The organism is Undibacterium sp. 5I2 (assembly GCF_035019605.1).
Lineage (GTDB): Bacteria > Pseudomonadota > Gammaproteobacteria > Burkholderiales > Burkholderiaceae_D > Undibacterium.
In genome coordinates, this window is the sequence record NZ_JASJVS010000013.1 from 21,985 (window position 1) to 39,786 (window position 17,802).

17 protein-coding genes are annotated in these 17,802 nt (G+C 56.0%); 13 read left to right on the forward strand and 4 right to left on the reverse strand.

From position 1 onward, the window contains the following. Genes QN359_RS06750 through QN359_RS06760 form a run of 3 tightly spaced genes read right to left on the reverse strand, consistent with a single transcriptional unit; the run spans nucleotide 1 to nucleotide 3,027 of the window. Nucleotides 1-1,623, reverse strand: a complete 1,623-nt coding sequence (locus tag QN359_RS06750) for a peroxidase (protein WP_322250352.1) — start codon at nucleotides 1,621-1,623, stop codon at nucleotides 1-3. Then, nucleotides 1,620-2,339 (reverse strand): hypothetical protein, encoded by a 720-nt coding sequence (locus QN359_RS06755; protein WP_322250353.1) that lies wholly within the window; start codon nucleotides 2,337-2,339, stop codon nucleotides 1,620-1,622. Before QN359_RS06755 ends, QN359_RS06750 begins: the two co-directional genes overlap by 4 nt. Continuing rightward, nucleotides 2,332-3,027, reverse strand: coding sequence for a hypothetical protein (locus QN359_RS06760; RefSeq protein ID WP_322250354.1), 696 nt, complete (start codon nucleotides 3,025-3,027; stop codon nucleotides 2,332-2,334). Before QN359_RS06760 ends, QN359_RS06755 begins: the two co-directional genes overlap by 8 nt. Nucleotides 3,028-3,309: 282 nt before the next feature. Between QN359_RS06760 and ygiD the strand changes: the two genes are divergently transcribed. After that, nucleotides 3,310-4,113, forward strand: a complete 804-nt coding sequence (gene ygiD, locus QN359_RS06765) for a 4,5-DOPA dioxygenase extradiol (RefSeq protein WP_322250355.1) — start codon at nucleotides 3,310-3,312, stop codon at nucleotides 4,111-4,113. On the opposite strand, the gene QN359_RS06770 is transcribed toward ygiD, so the two are convergent. Continuing rightward, entirely contained in the window at nucleotides 4,101-5,183 is a 1,083-nt protein-coding gene (locus QN359_RS06770) for an MBL fold metallo-hydrolase (RefSeq protein WP_322250356.1), read from the reverse strand. The two genes, ygiD and QN359_RS06770, sit on opposite strands and share 13 nt — an antisense overlap. A gap of 136 nt (nucleotides 5,184-5,319) precedes the next feature. Here QN359_RS06770 and QN359_RS06775 point away from each other — a divergent pair, with 136 nt between their 5' ends. The 12 genes from QN359_RS06775 (at nucleotide 5,320) to bioA (ending at nucleotide 17,781) form a co-directional block, all read left to right on the forward strand. Beyond that, the gene (locus QN359_RS06775; RefSeq protein WP_322250357.1) at nucleotides 5,320-5,703 is read left to right on the forward strand and encodes a MerR family DNA-binding transcriptional regulator; all 384 of its coding nucleotides are present in this window, start codon (nucleotides 5,320-5,322) and stop codon (nucleotides 5,701-5,703) included. Nucleotides 5,704-5,818: 115 nt separating this feature from the next. After that, complete coding sequence (locus tag QN359_RS06780) at nucleotides 5,819-7,003, forward strand: isovaleryl-CoA dehydrogenase (protein WP_322250358.1); 1,185 nt, start codon at nucleotides 5,819-5,821, stop codon at nucleotides 7,001-7,003. A gap of 51 nt (nucleotides 7,004-7,054) precedes the next feature. Beyond that, nucleotides 7,055-7,984 carry a pyridoxal-phosphate dependent enzyme gene (locus tag QN359_RS06785; protein ID WP_322250359.1) on the forward strand — a complete coding sequence of 310 codons (930 nt, stop codon included), beginning with the start codon at nucleotides 7,055-7,057 and terminating at the stop codon, nucleotides 7,982-7,984. 9 nt (nucleotides 7,985-7,993) lie between these two features. Next, on the forward strand, nucleotides 7,994-9,799 hold the full coding sequence (gene aceK, locus QN359_RS06790) for a bifunctional isocitrate dehydrogenase kinase/phosphatase (RefSeq protein ID WP_322250360.1): 1,806 nt from the start codon (nucleotides 7,994-7,996) through the stop codon (nucleotides 9,797-9,799). A 25-nt stretch (nucleotides 9,800-9,824) separates the two neighbouring features. After that, entirely contained in the window at nucleotides 9,825-11,021 is a 1,197-nt protein-coding gene (locus QN359_RS06795; RefSeq protein WP_322250361.1) for an acetyl-CoA C-acyltransferase, read from the forward strand. Nucleotides 11,022-11,059: 38 nt separating this feature from the next. Next, nucleotides 11,060-12,190 (forward strand): acyl-CoA dehydrogenase family protein, encoded by a 1,131-nt coding sequence (locus QN359_RS06800; RefSeq protein WP_322250362.1) that lies wholly within the window; start codon nucleotides 11,060-11,062, stop codon nucleotides 12,188-12,190. Between the two features lie 20 nt (nucleotides 12,191-12,210). Then, a complete protein-coding gene (locus QN359_RS06805) occupies nucleotides 12,211-12,630 on the forward strand; it encodes a rhodanese-like domain-containing protein (RefSeq protein WP_322250363.1) in 420 nt (139 codons plus the stop codon). Nucleotide 12,631: 1 nt separating this feature from the next. After that, on the forward strand, nucleotides 12,632-13,018 hold the full coding sequence (locus tag QN359_RS06810) for a YchJ family protein (protein WP_323493562.1): 387 nt from the start codon (nucleotides 12,632-12,634) through the stop codon (nucleotides 13,016-13,018). Between the two features lie 7 nt (nucleotides 13,019-13,025). Then, nucleotides 13,026-14,648, forward strand: a complete 1,623-nt coding sequence (locus tag QN359_RS06815) for a carboxyl transferase domain-containing protein (protein WP_322250365.1) — start codon at nucleotides 13,026-13,028, stop codon at nucleotides 14,646-14,648. Between the two features lie 10 nt (nucleotides 14,649-14,658). Further along, nucleotides 14,659-15,564 carry an alpha/beta hydrolase family protein gene (locus QN359_RS06820; RefSeq protein WP_322250366.1) on the forward strand — a complete coding sequence of 302 codons (906 nt, stop codon included), beginning with the start codon at nucleotides 14,659-14,661 and terminating at the stop codon, nucleotides 15,562-15,564. Then, complete coding sequence (locus tag QN359_RS06825; RefSeq protein ID WP_322250367.1) at nucleotides 15,561-16,346, forward strand: enoyl-CoA hydratase/isomerase family protein; 786 nt, start codon at nucleotides 15,561-15,563, stop codon at nucleotides 16,344-16,346. The genes QN359_RS06820 and QN359_RS06825 overlap by 4 nt, the downstream gene beginning before the upstream one ends. Nucleotides 16,347-16,449: 103 nt before the next feature. Continuing rightward, nucleotides 16,450-17,781, forward strand: a complete 1,332-nt coding sequence (gene bioA / locus QN359_RS06830; protein ID WP_369124407.1) for an adenosylmethionine--8-amino-7-oxononanoate transaminase — start codon at nucleotides 16,450-16,452, stop codon at nucleotides 17,779-17,781. Nucleotides 17,782-17,802 lie beyond the last annotated feature (21 nt).

The following is a 17,802-nucleotide window of genomic DNA, read 5'->3' on the forward strand; positions in this document are numbered from 1 at the left end:
TCAGGTCGGGTCGACGATGCCGCGTGCAATCATACGTAGCGCCGTTAAGCTGGGGATGAAAAAATATTCGCCGCCGCGGGTTTCGACGAAGCGCGGAATATTTGCCAACAGGTATGGTGCCTCGTCGCCAGCCGGATCAACTTGCAGTACCGCCTTGCTGGCCAGATGCGGATCGCTGCTGTGGTTACCGAGCAAAATTTCCTTGTCGTTAGCGGCCTTGAAATCATTGCCGTAATTAATCCATTGTTGCTGGATGAATTCAAATTGGCGCTTGATGTCGGCATTGAGCATCATGATCACGATGCCATGATTGCCATCGTCGCGGCTGCGATCCACCACTTTGCCGTAGGGCAGACCCCGGCGTAAAATGCGCCGGCGGTTGCTCAGCGCGCCCGGTGTGTCGAAGGCGCCGCTCATGGTTTTCAAAGAGCCGGGCAAGTCACCCGCTTCACGCCCCATCTGCAGCGAGGCACGCGGATTGATGCGCCGCATGTGGGCACTGAACGGACATTTAGCCCCGCTCATATCGTCATCGTAGCTGAAGTCGCTCAGCATGCGGTCGCGCTGCTGCGGGTCGGCGGCGGCGAAAGCGGCATCGAATTCTTGTTTTTTTGCATGATCCGGCGCGCTCACCAGCGGCGCACCATTGTCGCGCCAGCGGCCGACGAATTTGGCTGCCAGCAATTCCGCACCGCCCGGATATTTCGCCCCTTCTTGTTGCAGATAACGGTCGAAGCTGGCGACATTTTCATGCAGCTTGCGGTAGACCATGTAGGTACCGTTGCGTGACAGTAAAACTGGCCGCGGTGCCGGCGGGTATTCGTGCGCTTCATCGATGTGGCCGAGCAAAAATTCACCGGTCGCCAGCGCCGCCCAACTGCCATCCGCCATTTGCTTGCCGCGTCCGCGCACGCGCGCGGCCTCGTAGGGCACGCCTTCAAACACCGGATCACCGATACCATCGGTATACCCGAAATGTTCTTTGGCGGTAGGCAAACCATTTTCCAGCACGACCGCGACATCTTGATAATCGAGCAGGGCACCCTGATCGCCACGATGGCCGCCGAGCACCATCACGCCGCCGGCGCTGGCGGCGATGATGGACTGCAGCCAGGCATAGGCTTGTTGTAGATTGCTCTCACTCTGTGCCAATGCCTGTTGTATTCCCGCCAAGTCGGCTGATGTCGGTTGTGGCGCTTGGGCATTGAGTGAAATGAAAATATGTACGTCTTTATCGCGGGTTTCGCGGTTCTCGCGCCAGATCGGATCCCAGTGTTCGGGCGCGCTGACGCCATCGTCGCCGAGCATATCTTTGCGATGTTTCATGCCTTCGACGAATTCCGCTGAAAAGCCGATCAAAGAACTGCGCGGTAATTCCAATTCTTTCAAACCTTGATAAGTGAAGGCGATATTCACGGTCCACGGTGGTGCCGGCACTTCATCGGCACCGGTGCCCCAGGCCACGGCCGTAGTGACACGTGCGGTGATGGCGGCGACAAAACTGCGCGCGCGTGCCGCATGGCGAATGTTGAGAAAAACATAGCGGGCTTTCGGGTAGCCGAAGCGTCCATAAGCGCGCAGTACATTGGCTTGAATATCGAGTAAATCGAGAGTGTGGCTCATGCCTGGCTTTCAGTAGAGAGGCGGTACTGCCCGGCGTGCCAGCGGGGTCCAGACAGATTGTCCGGTGCCACGCGGGCGATGAAGGCGCGGTAATTGGCGCGCACGGTGGCAGCGGGCAAACCTTGGTTGGCAATGGCGAAGTGGCTCAATTCTTGTTTCAAATACAAAGCCTTCAATTGTTCATCGAGCGGTTTGTCATTCGAGCCGTTGAAAAACAAGGCATTTTTAAGCTGGCATTTTTTCATATAGACGATGAAATCGTCGGCATTGCGGACATCCTCAAAACCGTAGCAGTCGCCCCAGATTTCAGCGATGCGTGTTGGGATGGTCGCCCACATGCCGGCCAGATAGGCATCCGGAGTGGCAACTGGGCCAGCGTAAAAATTCGTACAGAAGACCAGGTAACGTGATTGCAATTGCTCTTGCACTGGTAATGCGCCGCGTCGCACACTGTCCGGTACCACCGGCAGCAGGTCGGTCAAGGTGTCGGGCAGACTGCCGCCCGGGGTGCTTTCGGTGCGTACATCGTCGAGCACAAAAAAACGGCACAAATAGGTATGCGGAACCTGTGCCATCGGGCTGTTGGACTCACTGTTCCAAGCTTGTAAGCGTTCGCGTATGGCGTCGGCACAGGCGATTTCAGCACCCGGGACGCGACCGTTTTTAATCGGTGAAAGTGTGGTCAAACCATAGGAATTGCCGCTGACATTAGCCATGCTCGTGCTCCTTATTAAGGCTGTTGGCCGTGGTGTCGTGTTGTTTTTGCTCGGCATGCCAGCGCTCACGTTTTTCGACCTGATAGGCCGACATGCTGATGATAGGCGTCGGATGCATGCTGCCGAGGTCGTGTTGCAGGCCACGCAGCAGGCCACGATAGCGTTGCATGAATTGTTCGTCGCTGCCTTGTTCTGCCAGGTGGTCGAAAGCGATCAGCTTGTCTTTGACGTTTTGCGCCGCCTTGATATCGTTGGAGGTGGCCAGCGGATAGGCGTTGTAGTAGTGAATCGTTTCAAGCTGGTTATACTGGATATAGTCGTGAAATGGTGTCAAAGCCACCGATTTCGAGTAGCGCAGATTCCATTTCCAAAACAGATCGAGACCGCCCGGTATCGCAAAGGTAAAGGAATCGACGTATTGATCCCAACTGCCGTTGAAGTTGCTGAAAAACAGCATGTACGCATAGCGCAAGTTTTCGCGCGGTTGTTGCGGCGAGAGATGGGGAAATTGGCGCGGCCCGATGATGGTCCAGCGAGCGTAGTGGATCAGCGAAAGCGTACTCAAGCCCAGCAAGGTACTCGGGCGCTTCAGCGCGACCCAGAAAAATAATTTGTTCAGCCACGCCGTATACCAGCGTATCGGGGTGATGACATTCATGGCGTAGGCTTTGCCTGCGATGTTGGACATGGGTGGCTCCGGAAAGCTGAGACGGTAAAAGTTGCGGTTGATGTGATGATGTCAACCAAGGGTAGCATAATGCCAACTATCCGTGCTCAGATTTTCAGCAGACTGTTGCATTAGGTTCTCATTGCCAACATCCAATTCTTCTATCAGGCGCGTTTGACGATACGCTCGTAATCCAAGATTCCCACCTGCGTGAGCATGGCGCGGTGCGCGTAGGGGGAAATGACGAGCAGAGCCGCAATGCGTTAAAGTTGAGTCATTGCAAAAAACTCTCAGGATCACGCCATGTCAGCACTTCCCCCCGCCGCGATGCGTATGCCAGCTATTTTTGTCGGTCATGGTAGCCCCATGAATGCGCTCGACGACAATGATTACACGCGCTTTTTACATAGTTGGGGCCAGAGTTTGCCGCGCCCGCGGGCGATTCTGGTGGTGTCGGCGCATTGGATGACGAGCGCGGCGATTGCGTTCGGCGCACAGCCTGCGTCGCGCACGATACACGATTTCGGCGGCTTTCCGCCGGCCTTGTATGCGCTCAGCTATCCGGCGCCCGGTGCACCGGCCTTGGCGCAGACCGCCGCCGACTTGATCCGCAGTTACCCAGCCGAGTTACGCAGCGATTGGGGGCTCGATCATGGGGCTTGGACGGTGCTGCGGCATATGTACCCGGCCGCCGATATACCGGTGTGGCAAGTGTCTTTGGTCGATGGTCTCGATGGCGCGGCGCATTACCAATTTGGCCGCGAGCTGGCCGCTTTGCGTGAACAGGGGGTGTTGATCTTGGGTAGTGGAAACATTGTCCATAATCTGCGCGCGCTCGATTTCGGCACGCCCGATGCCGCGCACGCCAGCCGCGCGTGGGCGGCGGACTTTGATGCGGCGGTCGCGGCCGCCCTGACGAAGCGCGATGATGCGGCACTGTGCGAGTATCAGCACCTGAACGGGGCAGCGCTGGCCGTGCCGACACCTGAGCATTTTTTACCTTTGCTGGTCGTGCTTGGTGCCGCCGCTGCCAGCGAGGCGGCGAGCACGGTGTTTCAGCAGTTTCAGCTCGGTACGCTCGGTATGCGCAGCGTTCAATTCGGCTGAAGACTGACGAAGCGAAATACGCCATCCGCGCCGAGATGACGCTGCAGCACGCCGTCGAACCACAGTTTGTGTAAATGTGCCAAGGCTTCGCCGAGCGCGAAGCTGAGCTGGTGGGCGTCGAGCGCGCGGGTAAACATCAGCGGCACGATGTCGGCCGCCGATTGTGGTACGGCGCAGGCGAGCCGGACTTCTTCGAGGCGGGCCGCATGGTGCTCTTGTAATTGCGTGATACGCGTGTGCATGCCGCGAAACGGTTTGCCATGCGATGGCAGTACCAAGGTGTCGGCCGGCAAGCGCTGATATTTTTCCAGCGACTCGAGGTACAGGCGTACCGGATCGGCTTCCGGTTCGATGGCAAACACCGATACATTGGTGGAAATGCGCGGCAACAGCATGTCACCGGAAATCAGGCAATTCAATTCGGCGTTGTACAGCGAAGCATGTTCGGGCGAGTGGCCGTAACCGCAGATCACTTCCCAGTGGCGTCCGTGGATTAACACATCACTGCCTTCTTGCATACGACGATAGGCCGCCGGGACGGTCGGTACCAGCCGGGTGTAGTAGGATTTGCGTTCCTGCATGCGTTCTTGTTGGGCCGGATCGACCAAGCCATGGCGGCGAAAATGCGGGAACATCGCACTGCCATCGGCCCCCGGCAAGCTGGCTGACATCATGCGCGCAAACGCGTACTCGCCGGCGGTCATCCATAACTGCACTTTCCAGCGACTACAGAGAAAATCGGCCAGGCCGACATGGTCAGGATGGCAGTGCGTGGCGATCACGCGCACGATAGGCAAGCCGCGCAGGTGGTTGTCGATGTTGCCGAACAAGACTTCCCAAGCGTCGCGGGTGGCATCGTTGGAAATGCCGCAATCGATCACGGTCCAGCCATGTACGCGGCCGTGTTCGGTATCGATTTCATCTTCGAGCAGCCACAGATTGATGTGGTTCAAGGCAAACGGTAAGCCCATTCTGACCCATAACACGCCGGGTGCGACTTCCATGGTTTTCCCGGCTTCGGGCAAGGTTTCGCCAAACGGATAGTGCAATTGTTGTTCTAGTTCATTCATATTGTCTCTTATCGTCGTCTCTTATTTTTTTGCGCCAGCAACGCGGTCGCAGCCGCCAGAATAGCCTACAATGCTTTTTTATTTAATTGACGTTAACGTCAATTCGAGATTGTAATCCGTTTGCGTTTCCAAGACTATGGCCACTTATACCATTACCGAATTAGCCCGTGAATTTGATATCACGCCGCGCGCGATCCGTTTTTACGAAGATCAGGGTTTGCTCAACCCGACTCGCGAAGGCCCGAGCGGGCGCAGCCGTGTGTACACCGGGCGTGAGCGCACCCATTTGAAATTGACCTTGCGCGGCAAGCGCTTGGGCCTCAGTTTGTCGGATATCAAGAGTTTGGTCGACATGTACCGCTCGCCCAAGGATACCGAAGTACAACTGCAAAGTTTTTTAAGCGTGTTGGCACGTCATCGTGCGGCATTGGAACAACAGCGTGAAGATATTGAAGTGATGTTGGCGGAAATCGGCGCGCATGAAGAAGAAACGCGGCAATTGCTGGCGCAAGGGGTTTGAAGATTAACTTTACGTTTACGTAAACGTCAATTAGTCGTATCATTTTAATTTTCAGCCTCCGCGACGAGAGGTGTCGTTAAAAAAAATTACCATTTCCACCATCAGTGAGGATGACATGCTGCACTTACCCGGTTTAAGCTTTGATCATGGCGACGATATCGCTGCTTTACGTGAAGCAATCCAGCAATTCGCTGCGCTTGAAATTGCTCCACGCGCCGCCGAAATCGATAGGAATGATCAGTTTCCTATGGATTTATGGCGCAAAATGGGCGATCTCGGCGTCCTCGGTATTACCGTCGGTGAAGAGTATGGTGGTGCCAACATGGGTTACCTGGCGCACATCATTGCGATGGAAGAAATTTCGCGCGCCTCGGCTTCGGTCGGTCTGTCTTACGGTGCCCATTCGAATTTGTGCGTCAATCAAATCAAGCGTAACGGTACCGAAGAACAAAAAGCCAAGTATTTGCCGAAACTGGTTTCCGGCGAATACATCGGTGCCTTGGCGATGTCGGAGCCGAATGCCGGTTCCGATGTGGTCAGTATGAAATTGCGCGCCGATTGGAAAGGCGATCGCTGGGTACTCAACGGTAGCAAGATGTGGATCACTAATGGTCCCGATGCCGATGTGCTGGTGGTCTACGCAAAAAATGATTTGGCAGCCGGCGCACGCGGCATGACGGCCTTCTTGGTAGAGAAAAATTTCAAAGGTTTTTCGGTTGCGCAAAAACTCGACAAGCTTGGCATGCGCGGTTCGCATACCGGTGAATTGGTGTTTGTCGATTGCGAAATCCCGGCCGAAAATGTGCTCGGTGGTTTGGGCAAAGGCGTCAATGTGCTGATGTCAGGCCTCGATTTTGAGCGCACGGTCTTGTCTGGCGGCCCGCTCGGCATCATGCAAGCTTGCATGGATGCGGTGGTGCCGTATGTACATGAGCGCAAACAGTTCGGTCAGCCTATCGGCGAATTCCAACTCATGCAGGGTAAATTGGCCGATATGTATTCGACCATGATGGCGTGTAAGGCCTATGTCTACGCCGTCGGTCAAGCTTGTGACCGCGCCACCAACCCGGCGGCAGTGCGCGCCTTGCGCAAGGATGCCGCCGGAGCGATTCTGTATTCGGCCGAGAAAGCCACCTGGATGGCCGGCGAAGCGATCCAAACTCTGGGTGGTAACGGCTATATCAATGACTACCCGGTCGGTCGCTTATGGCGCGATGCCAAGCTCTATGAAATCGGTGCCGGTACCAGCGAAATTCGGCGCATGCTGATCGGTCGCGAACTCTACGCCGAAACCTGCTGAAATGGCGGCGCGTCCTTGCCTTTACTTTAAATTAAATCATCACGCACTAGCATGACAACTCTGCACATCGCCACACCACTGCTCGAGCACCGCGCACTGTCTGCTGCCACAGGAAAATCCGTTTGGTTGAAGATGGAAAATACGCAGCCATCCGGCTCGTTCAAACTGCGCGGCATCGGCCTCATGTGTAGTCGCGCGGCGGCGCGCGGTGCCACTCATTTCGTTTGCCCATCGGGTGGGAATGCCGGCTTTGCCGCGGCCGTGGCCGGGGTGGCCTTGGCGATCCCGACCACCATCCTCGTGCCGGTTACCACGCACGAAAGCGTGCGCGCAGCTATCCGTGCCATCGGCGCGACGGTGATCGTCAGCGGCCAGGTCTGGGATGAAACCAATGAAGCGGCGAAAGCGCTGTGCGCCGCGCCCGGCAGTGTCTACATTCCACCGTTTGACCATGCCGATATTTGGGATGGCAATGCCAGCGTCATCGATGAGCTGGCGGATGGCTTCGATTTCGATGTCGTGATTTGCTCGGTCGGTGGTGGTGGTTTGCTCAGCGGTGTAGTGCAGGGTTTGCAGCGCAATGGCTTGGCGGCGGTGCCGGTGATTGCCGTCGAAACGGCGGGGGCAGCCTCTTTGCAGGCGGCCGTGGCAGCCGGCGCAGTGGTTACGCTGCCAGCCATCACTTCCATCGCCAGCAGCTTGGGCGCGCGCCGTGTGGCGCAACACGCCTATGATCTGACGCTTGAGCATGTGATCCACAGCGTCACCGTCAGCGATGCGGCGGCGGTGGCAGCTTGTTTGGCGTTCGCCGATGAGATGCGCACTCTGGTTGAACCGGCTTGCGGTGCCGCTTTGGCGGTGGTGTACCAACAATTACCGGTGTTGGCAGCATTTACTCGGCCATTGATCATTATTTGTGGCGGTATCGGGGTAGATGTGGCTAAACTGGCAGCTTGGAAATCCGACTTCAACCTGCCTTGAACGCTGCCCATGCCCCATACTTCCTTCCCCAAGTTACTGTCTTCTCAGATTGCCTTCGATATCGCGCGCATGATACTCGATGGCTTCGACCGCCATTACCATTTGTTTCGCGTCAGCAGCCAGAGTGCCAAACGGTATTTTGAAGAGGGCGATTGGAAGGCGGCGCAATTGGCGGCACGCGAACGCATACAATACTATGACACGCGGGTGCGCGAATGCGTGCTGGCGCTGGAAGACGAGTATGCCGAAAGCGATTTGAGTGATGAAGTCTGGCGCGAAGTCAAGCTGCATTACATGGGCTTGCTGACTGACCACCTGCGTCCGGAATTGGCTGAAACCTTTTTCAATACCGTCTGTACCAAGTTGCTGCATCGGAATTATTTTCACAATGATTTCATTTTCGTGCGGCCGGCTACTTCCACCGAGTACCTGGAACGCGAAGATACACCGCCGACTTATCGCGTCTATTATCCGGCCACCGACGGTCTCAATTTCACCATCAAACGCATCGTTACCAATTTTCAACTCGACGCCGAGTTTGAAAATCTTGAACGCGATGTGGCCTTGGTTGAACAACGGCTGCGGGCGAAATTCGGCGATGACAAGCGCGAACCGAATCACCAGATTCAAGTCTTGGCCAGCTTGTTTTACCGGAACAAATCAGCCTACATCATCGGCAAGGGCATCAATGGCAACAGCGAACATCCGTTCGTCATTCCCGTCATGCATAAACATAAGGGTTTGCTGGTACTCGATACGGTCTTGTTCGACACCATGCAGATTACGGTGTTGTTTTCATTTACGCGCGCTTACTTCATGGTGGATATGGAAGTGCCGTCTGCCTATGTGCAATTTATTCGCAGTATTTTGCCGAAGAAACCACGCAGTGAAATTTACACCATGATCGGTTTGCAAAAGCATGGTAAGAATTTGTTTTACCGCGATTTTCTGCATCACCTGAAATACTCGTCCGACTGTATCGAAGCCGCACCTGGCATCCGCGGCTTGGTCATGCTGGTGTTTGCCTTGCCCTCGTTTCCGTATGTGTTCAAACTGATCAAAGATAGTTTTCCGCCGCCGAAAGAAACCACCAAGGCGCTGATCAAAGAAAAATATTTGCTGGTGAAAAATCACGATCGCGTCGGCCGTATGGCCGATACCTTGGAATATTCCGACGTCGCTTTTCCACGCGCGCGTTTTTCTGAGGCCTTGCTGGCCGAAATTGAACGCTATGCGCCGAGTATGCTGGAAGTGAATGAAGATGAAGTGGTGATCAAGCATTTGTATATCGAACGGCGCATGACACCGCTCAATATTTATCTGACCGAAGCCGAGCAGCGCGGTGACTTGGCGGCGATGGAGCATGGCGTACTAGAATATGGCAATGCGATTAAAGATTTAGTCGGCGCGAATATTTTTCCGGGCGACATGTTGTACAAAAATTTCGGCGTTACGCGCCATGGCCGTGTGGTGTTTTACGATTACGACGAAATCGAATACATCACCGATTGTCAGTTCCGGACCATTCCCTTGCCGCGCAATGAAGAAGATGAGATGGCGGCCGAGCCTTGGTATCCGATTGCCAAAAATGATGTCTTTCCCGAACAGTTCGGTACCTTCTTGTTGGGTAACCTGAATGTGCGGCAATTTTTCATGCGCCACCATGCCGATCTGCTGACCGCCAGCTATTGGCAAGGCCGCAAACAACGTATCGTCGATGGCAAAGTCGACGATGTATTTCCGTATCCGCAGGAAATTCGCTTCAGCCAGCATCTCGCCGCGGCGGCTGCGCCGCTGAACCCAAGCGCTGTTTAATCAACCCACTCCAAGGAAATTCATAATGACTGATCCTATCGTAATCGTTGGTGCTGCCCGTACCCCTATGGGGGCTTTTCAAGGTGATTTTTCTTCCCTCACGGCCAGCCAGCTTGGTGCTGTGGCGATCCGGGCGGCCGTCGCGCGCGCCGGCGTGGCGCCGGAATTGATAGAAGAAGTCTTGTTCGGTAACTGCCTCATGGCCGGTCAAGGCCAGGCACCCGCGCGTCAGGCGCTGATCGCTGCCGGTTTGCCGATGTCGGTCGGTGCCGTGACCTTATCGAAAATGTGTGGTTCGGCGATGAAGGCAACCATGATGGCGTTTGATTCGATTACTGCCGGCAGCAATGCCGTCATGATCGCCGGCGGCATGGAATCGATGACCAATGCGCCGTACCTGATTCCGAAAGCGCGTGCCGGTTATCGCATCGGTCATGGCCAGATTCTCGATCACATGATGCTCGATGGTTTGGAAGATGCGTATTCGCGCGATGAAAAAGGTGGCGGCCGTTCCATGGGCACGTTTGCCGAAGATTGTTCGAGCAAATACGGCTTCTCGCGCGCAGACCAAGATGCCTTCGCCATCACTTCGGTGCAGCGCGCCCAAGCGGCTACCGCTGACGGCTCATTTGCCTGGGAAATCGCGCCAGTGACGGTGCAAACCCGCGCCGGTGCCGTCGTGATCGATAAAGATGAAGGCCCGCTCAAGGCGCGCCTCGATAAAATACCAAGCCTCAAAGCGGCCTTCAAAAAAGACGGCACCATCACCGCTGCCTCGTCTTCTTCGATCAATGACGGTGCCGCCGCACTGGTGCTGATGCGCGCTTCCAAGGCCAAGGAACTCGGTCTGACGGCGATCGCGCAAATCGTCGGCCATGCTTCGCATGCACAGGAACCAGCTTGGTTTACTACCGCACCGATAGGCGCGATTGAAAAACTGTATCAAAAAATCGGCTGGAGCACAGCCGATGTCGATCTGTTCGAGATCAATGAAGCCTTTGCTGCCGTACCGATGGCAGCCATGAAAGAGCTCGGCATCACGCATGACAAGGTCAACGTCCATGGCGGCGCTTGCGCGCTTGGTCATCCTATCGGCGCTTCCGGTGCGCGCATCATCATTACCCTCATCGGTGCCTTGAAAAAGCAGCAGAAGCAACGCGGGATTGCATCCCTGTGTATCGGCGGCGGGGAAGCGACGGCGCTGGCGATTGAGTTGTGCTGAGTAGATAAAAAAATTTCCTCCAGAGAGAAAGCAGCGACATGGTATTGACCCCGGAACAGCAAATGATACGCGACAGCATTCGCGCCTTCGCCCAGCAGCGCTTGCTGCCGAATGCGGCGCGCTGGGATAAGGAGCACCATTTCCCCGCCGCCGAATTAGCCGAGCTGGCGCGCATGGGCGTGTATGGCGTGGCGGTGCCGGAGCAGTATGGCGGGGCCGGCATGGATTACCTGTCGCTGGCGCTGGTGTTGGAAGAAATTGCCGCCGGCGATGGCGGCACCTCGACCGTGGTGTCGGTGAATAATTGTCCGGTCTGCAGCATTGCGATGATGTATGCCGACGAAGCACAGAAGCAGCAGTGGCTGGTGCCGCTGGCACAGGGCAGCATGCTCGGCGCATTTTGTTTGACCGAGCCGCATGCCGGCAGCGATGCCTCTGATTTGCGCACCACGGCGCGGCGGGAAGGCGATGAGTATGTGCTCAACGGTGTCAAACAATTCATCACCAGCGGCAAGCATGCCGATGTCGCGATCGTGTTGGCGGTGACCGATAAGGCGGCTGGTAAAAAAGGCATCAGCGCATTCTGGGTGCCGACCGCCACGCCCGGTTATATCGTTGCCAGCTTGGAACAGAAGATGGGTCAGCACTCGTCGGATACGGCCCAGATACTGTTTGAAAACTGTCGCATCCCAGCGCAAAATTTGATCGGCACCGAGGGCATGGGTTACAAGATTGCCTTGTCCGGTCTTGAGGGGGGCCGTATCGGCATCGCCGCGCAGGCGGTCGGCATGGCGCGGGCTGCGTTCGAAGCGGCGCTGGCGTATGCCAAAGATCGCCGTAGTTTTGGCAAAGCGATTTTCGAGCATCAGGCGGTACAGTTTCGTTTGGCTGATATGGCCACGCGTATCGAAGCGGCACGCCAGTTGATCTGGCATGCGGCGAGCATGAAAGATGCCGGATTACCGTGCCTGAAAGAAGCGGCAATGGCGAAATTATTCGCTTCTGAAATGGCGGAACAAGTTTGTTCCGATGCGATTCAGGTGCATGGCGGTTACGGCTATGTCAGTGATTTTCCGGTTGAGCGTATCTACCGCGATGTGCGCGTCTGTCAGATTTACGAAGGCACCTCGGATATTCAGAAGATTTTGATCGGCCGCGCACTGGCGTAATTCAATATTAGGGAGCTACGATGAAAAAAGGTTACCAGCAGTTGGTCGATGAAGCCATGGCCGAAATCACAACCTACAGCGTGGCCGAGGCCCAGGCCCGCTTGAGTGATCCGACCGTGCAATTCATCGATGTGCGCGATATCCGCGAACTCGAACGCGAAGGCGTGATCCCCGGCGCGTTTCACGCACCGCGCGGGATGATAGAATTTTGGGTCGATCCGGCCTCACCGTATTTCAAACCGGTATTCGGCCAGCCCAAGCAATTCATTCTGTTTTGCGCGGCCGGCTGGCGCAGCGCCTTGACCACTAAAACCCTGCAAGACATGGGGCTGGAACATGTTGCGCATATCGCCGGTGGCTTCGGTGCTTGGAAAGCGGCTGGTGCGGCGGTGGCGGAGAAACAAACGGTCCCTCTCAAAACAATGGAAAGCAAGACTTGAAATGAGCCAAGCCGGTCTCTGCCCCTGCGGCTCCACAAAGAAATTAACAGATTGTTGTGCTCCGTATATCAGCGGCGCACGCAAGGCGCCGAATGCCGAAGCATTGATGCGTTCCAGGTACACCGCCTACACGCAAAATGATGAAACCTATCTGCGTGCCAGCTGGGATGAACGCACTTGCCCGAGCGAGCGCATCACCCATCAAGAGCCAACCAAATGGCTGGGTTTGGAAGTCAAACGGCATCGCGTCGATGGCAATACTGCCACGGTGGAATTTGTGGCACGTTACAAAATCGGCGGCCGTGCGCAGCGTTTGCATGAGCTCAGTCGCTTCACCTGCTACGACGGCAAATGGTTTTACGTCGATGGCAGTTTCCCTGATAAGTGAAAAATTAATGACAACACTCGATTCCAAACTCATGCCGCGCTCGGAAGAATTCAAGGCCAATGCGGCAGCCATGCAAGTCGTGGTCGATGATCTGAAACAAAAAATCAGCCGCATCGCCGAAGGCGGCGGCGCGGCGGCACGTGACAAGCATCTGGCGCGTGGCAAGCTGTTGCCGCGCGAACGGGTACAAACGCTGCTTGACGCCGGCACACCGTTTCTCGAATTTTCGCAGTTGGCCGCGTACGATATGTACAAGGAAAAAGACGGCCGCGATGCCGCGCCGTGCGCCGGTGTGATCACTGGCATTGGTCGGGTGGCTGGTCAGGAATGCGTGATCGTCTGTAATGATGCCACCGTCAAGGGCGGCACGTACTATCCGCTGACGGTGAAGAAGCATTTGCGCGCGCAAGAAATTGCCGAACAAAATAATTTGCCATGTATTTATTTGGTCGACAGCGGTGGCGCGAATTTACCGAATCAAGATGAAGTATTCCCCGATCGTGATCACTTCGGGCGCATCTTTTACAATCAAGCCAATATGTCGGCCAAGGGCATCCCGCAAATCGCCGTGGTGATGGGTTCTTGCACGGCCGGCGGCGCGTATGTACCGGCCATGAGCGATGAATCGATCATCGTCAAGAACCAGGGCACCATCTTCCTCGGCGGCCCGCCTTTAGTGAAAGCGGCGACCGGCGAAATCGTCAGCGCCGAAGATCTTGGCGGTGGCGATGTGCATACTCGCCTCTCCGGGGTGGTCGATCATTTGGCGCAAAATGATACCCATGCTTTATCATTGGCGCGCACCATCGTGTCGCATCTGAACCGACAAAAACCCGCCACCGTGGTACTGCGCGAAATAGAAGAGCCGAAATTCCCGGCAGCCGAATTGTATGGCGTGATTCCGCTCGATACCCGCAAACCGTTTGATGTGCGTGAGGTGATCGCCCGTATCGTCGATGGCAGTCATTTTGATGAATTCAAAGCTCGCTATGGCACCACCTTGGTGTGCGGTTTTGCGCATATCCACGGCATGCCGGTGGGGATTATCGCCAACAACGGTATCTTGTTTTCTGAATCCGCTTTGAAGGGCGCGCATTTCATCGAGCTGTGTTGTCAGCGTAAGATACCGCTGGTATTTTTGCAAAACATCACCGGCTTCATGGTCGGTCGCAAGTATGAAAATGAAGGCATCGCACGCAACGGTGCCAAGATGGTGACGGCCGTGGCAACGGCGAATGTGCCGAAGTTTACCGTCATCATCGGCGGCAGTTTCGGTGCCGGTAATTACGGCATGTGCGGTCGCGCTTATTCGCCACGCTTTTTGTGGATGTGGCCGAATGCGCGTATCAGCGTGATGGGCGGCGAACAAGCGGCCAGCGTGCTGGCTACCATCAAGCGTGATGGCATAGAAGGCAAGGGCGCTAGTTGGAGCGCCGAAGAAGAGGCCGAATTCAAACAACCTATCAAGCAACAGTATGAACAACAGGGGCATCCATATTTCGCCTCGGCGCGCTTGTGGGATGATGGTGTGATCGATCCGGCTGATACCCGCATGGTGCTTGGACTCGGTTTGTCGGCGGCCTTGAATGCGCCTATTCCCGATGCCAAGTTCGGCATCTTCCGCATGTAAGGAGCGCGATATGCGGGCATTTGATTGGCTGAGCATGACGCTGGCAGTGCTGCTGGCACCAGCGGTGGTGGCGCAGGAAAACGCCGCCGATTTGCATGAGGAAGTCGCGCAGATCACCGTGACGGTGCAAGATTTTCTGCATCGTCCGGTGGCTGGCACGGTGGTGATCACGCAGTTCCGTCCTGCCGGACCGGGGCCGTTTCCACTGGTGATACTCAATCATGGTCGCAGCGCTACCGACCGCGCGCAGCCGGCGCGCTTTCGTTACACTCGGCAGGTGCGCTACTTCACTGAGCGCGGCTTTGCTGTGTTAGTACCGACTCGCATCGGCTACGGCGCAATGGGCATCAATCCCGACCCGGAAGACAGTGGCGCCTGCAAGAATAAAAGCTATGCCGAGATGGCGGCGGCGGCCAGTAGCGAAATATTGGCGGTACTCGCGTATGCCAAGCAACAGCCGTATCTCGATGCCAGCCGTTTGCTACTGGTCGGACAATCGGTCGGTGGCTATACCAGCATCGCCACGGCGGCGCAAAACCCGCCCGGTCTGATGGCTACGATTAATTTCGCCGGTGGTTCCGGTGGTGACCCGGCAGCGCATCCGGGCGAGCCGTGCGAAGGCTACAAGTTGGAGCGCATGTATGCCAATTTCGGTAGTACCAGCAAGCTGCCGAGTTTATGGATTTATACCGACAATGATTTATATTTTGGGCCGCGCTACAGCCAAGCATGGCACGCCGCGTTTGTGAAAGCCGGCGGCGTGGCCGAATTCCATTTATTGCCGCCATTTGAAACCAATGGGCATAGCCTGTTTACCAGAGGCATCGCGCTCTGGACCCCGGTAGTACAGCAGTTTCTTGAAAAGAATAAAATTTTGCCGATACCGGTGGCACCGATCAAAGGAACCGCACCATGATGTTTGACACCCTGCTTTTGCAACAAACCGGTAGCGTCGCCACGCTCACGCTGGCGCGCCCCGATGTGCGCAATGCGTTTAATGAGACCATGATTGCCGAATTGAGCGAGGCATTTCTAGCCTTGAGCGCCGACGACAGCATTCGTGCTATTGTGCTGGCCGCGCAAGGCGCGGCGTTCTGCGCCGGAGCGGATTTGAATTGGATGAAAAAAATGGCCGATTACAGCCATGCCGAAAATTTGGCCGACGCCGCGCAACTGGCGCGTATGCTGAGTGCGATTCACGATTGTCGCCATCCGGTGGTGGCGCTGGTAGCCGGCGACTGTTATGCCGGTGGCATGGGCTTGGTGGCCGCTTGCGATATCGTGCTCTGTGTTGAGGGCGTTAACTTTTGTCTCAGTGAAGTGCGCTTGGGTTTGATCCCGGCGACGATTTCGCCGTATGTGATCAAGGCCATGGGTGAAAACGCGGCACGCCGGTATTTCCTCACGGCCGAGCGCTTCGACGCCGCCGAGGCGCTGCGCATCGGCTTTGTACATGAAGTGGTGACGGCCGCGGCGAGTGCGCCACGCTTGGCAGAATTGCTCAAGGCGCTGACGGCAAACAGTCCGCATGCGGTACGCGCGGCCAAACAATTGCTGCAGCAAGTGAGCGGTGCCGCGCTCACGCCGGCCTTGCTAGCGCAGACGGTGGAACAGATTGCCGCTATCCGCGCCTCGGACGAAGGGCGCGAAGGGGTGCGGGCATTTCTCGAAAAACGTAAGCCGGCGTGGTTGCAGTAAATGGTTATTCTGTCAATGAAATCAAGTACTATCATTGTCCGGCGCAAAATGTGATGTAAAAGTCGCATAAAATGGCGGCTTCATCAAGCAGTTTGGAGTAATTTTGAATATACAAAATGACTGGGTCGCACGTAGCCTCAAGCATGTTTGGCATCCGTGTACCCAGATGCAGCACCATGAAACCCTGCCCTTGATACCGGTCAGTCATGGTCGCGGTGCTTGGCTCTATGATATGGATGGCAAGCGCTATCTCGACGCCATCAGTTCCTGGTGGGTGAATTTGTTCGGCCATGCCAATCCGCGCATCAATGCCGCTCTCAAAGATCAACTCGATCAACTCGAACATGCGATGCTGGCCGGGTTTACCCATGCGCCGGTGGTGCAATTGTCGGAACAATTGGCAGCCTTGACCGGGCACGCGCTCGGCCATTGTTTTTACGCCTCTGATGGTGCCTCGGCGGTGGAAATCGCGCTGAAGATGAGTTTTCACTCTTGGCGCAATCTCGGTCAAAGCGAGAAACAAGAATTCGTTTGTATTCAAGGCAGCTATCACGGCGAAACCGTCGGTGCGCTGGCCGTGACCGATGTCAGTCTGTTCCGCGAAGCCTATGGACCTATGCTGCAGCGCGCGCATGTGATCACTTCACCCGATGCGCGGCTGGCGCAAGATGGCGAAACCGCGGTCGATGTGGCGCTGCATGCGGCCGCTGATCTCGAACACTTACTGCAACAGCGCCAAGGAAAAATCGCCGCCGTCATCATCGAACCGCTGGTGCAATGCGCCACCGGCATGGCCATGCATGATCCGCTGTATCTGCAGCGTGTGCGCGCCTTATGTGATCAATATCAGGTGCATCTGATCGCAGATGAAATCGCCGTCGGTTGCGGTCGTACCGGCACTTTCTTTGCCTGTGAAGCGGCGGCCATTTGGCCCGACTTTCTGTGTTTGTCGAAAGGTATCAGCGGCGGTTATTTGCCCTTGTCCCTGGTGATGACTACCGACGCCGTGTTCGCCTCGTTTTATGACAGCGATATCCGCCGCGGCTTTTTGCATTCGCATTCGTACACCGGCAACCCGCTGGCTTGTCGCGCTGCCTTGGCGACGCTGGCTATCTTTGCCAGCGACGATGTACTGGCCAGCAATGCGCGTAAGGCGCAACAACTGGCGCAGGCTTTTGCCGGTTTGGCCGATGACCGGCGGGTGCGCCATGTGCGCCAACAAGGCATGATTTTCGCGTTCGATGCCGTCGTCGATGATGCAGCACGTGCCGCGACATTTTCGGCGCGTTTTTTCAGCACTGCTTTGCAACACGAATTATTAATGCGTCCTATCGGCCGCAGCGTGTATCTGATGCCGCCGTATATACTCGAAGCGGCTGAGATCAGTCTGTTAGCCGAAAAGACCATGCAAGTATTTGACGAGGTCATGGCATGAGTACTGAGAATAATCACCGCC

What these genes read in the sequence shown, in the direction of transcription:
- QN359_RS06750 (WP_322250352.1), bottom strand. Translation starts at nt 1,623, where the DNA reads ATGAGCCACACTCTCGATTTACTCGATATTCAAGCCAATGTACTGCGC.
- QN359_RS06755 (WP_322250353.1), bottom strand. Translation starts at nt 2,339, where the DNA reads ATGGCTAATGTCAGCGGCAATTCCTATGGTTTGACCACACTTTCACCG.
- QN359_RS06760 (WP_322250354.1), bottom strand. Translation starts at nt 3,027, where the DNA reads ATGTCCAACATCGCAGGCAAAGCCTACGCCATGAATGTCATCACCCCG.
- ygiD (WP_322250355.1), top strand. Translation starts at nt 3,310, where the DNA reads ATGTCAGCACTTCCCCCCGCCGCGATGCGTATGCCAGCTATTTTTGTC.
- QN359_RS06770 (WP_322250356.1), bottom strand. Translation starts at nt 5,183, where the DNA reads ATGAATGAACTAGAACAACAATTGCACTATCCGTTTGGCGAAACCTTG.
- QN359_RS06775 (WP_322250357.1), top strand. Translation starts at nt 5,320, where the DNA reads ATGGCCACTTATACCATTACCGAATTAGCCCGTGAATTTGATATCACG.
- QN359_RS06780 (WP_322250358.1), top strand. Translation starts at nt 5,819, where the DNA reads ATGCTGCACTTACCCGGTTTAAGCTTTGATCATGGCGACGATATCGCT.
- QN359_RS06785 (WP_322250359.1), top strand. Translation starts at nt 7,055, where the DNA reads ATGACAACTCTGCACATCGCCACACCACTGCTCGAGCACCGCGCACTG.
- aceK (WP_322250360.1), top strand. Translation starts at nt 7,994, where the DNA reads ATGCCCCATACTTCCTTCCCCAAGTTACTGTCTTCTCAGATTGCCTTC.
- QN359_RS06795 (WP_322250361.1), top strand. Translation starts at nt 9,825, where the DNA reads ATGACTGATCCTATCGTAATCGTTGGTGCTGCCCGTACCCCTATGGGG.
- QN359_RS06800 (WP_322250362.1), top strand. Translation starts at nt 11,060, where the DNA reads ATGGTATTGACCCCGGAACAGCAAATGATACGCGACAGCATTCGCGCC.
- QN359_RS06805 (WP_322250363.1), top strand. Translation starts at nt 12,211, where the DNA reads ATGAAAAAAGGTTACCAGCAGTTGGTCGATGAAGCCATGGCCGAAATC.
- QN359_RS06810 (WP_323493562.1), top strand. Translation starts at nt 12,632, where the DNA reads ATGAGCCAAGCCGGTCTCTGCCCCTGCGGCTCCACAAAGAAATTAACA.
- QN359_RS06815 (WP_322250365.1), top strand. Translation starts at nt 13,026, where the DNA reads ATGACAACACTCGATTCCAAACTCATGCCGCGCTCGGAAGAATTCAAG.
- QN359_RS06820 (WP_322250366.1), top strand. Translation starts at nt 14,659, where the DNA reads ATGCGGGCATTTGATTGGCTGAGCATGACGCTGGCAGTGCTGCTGGCA.
- QN359_RS06825 (WP_322250367.1), top strand. Translation starts at nt 15,561, where the DNA reads ATGATGTTTGACACCCTGCTTTTGCAACAAACCGGTAGCGTCGCCACG.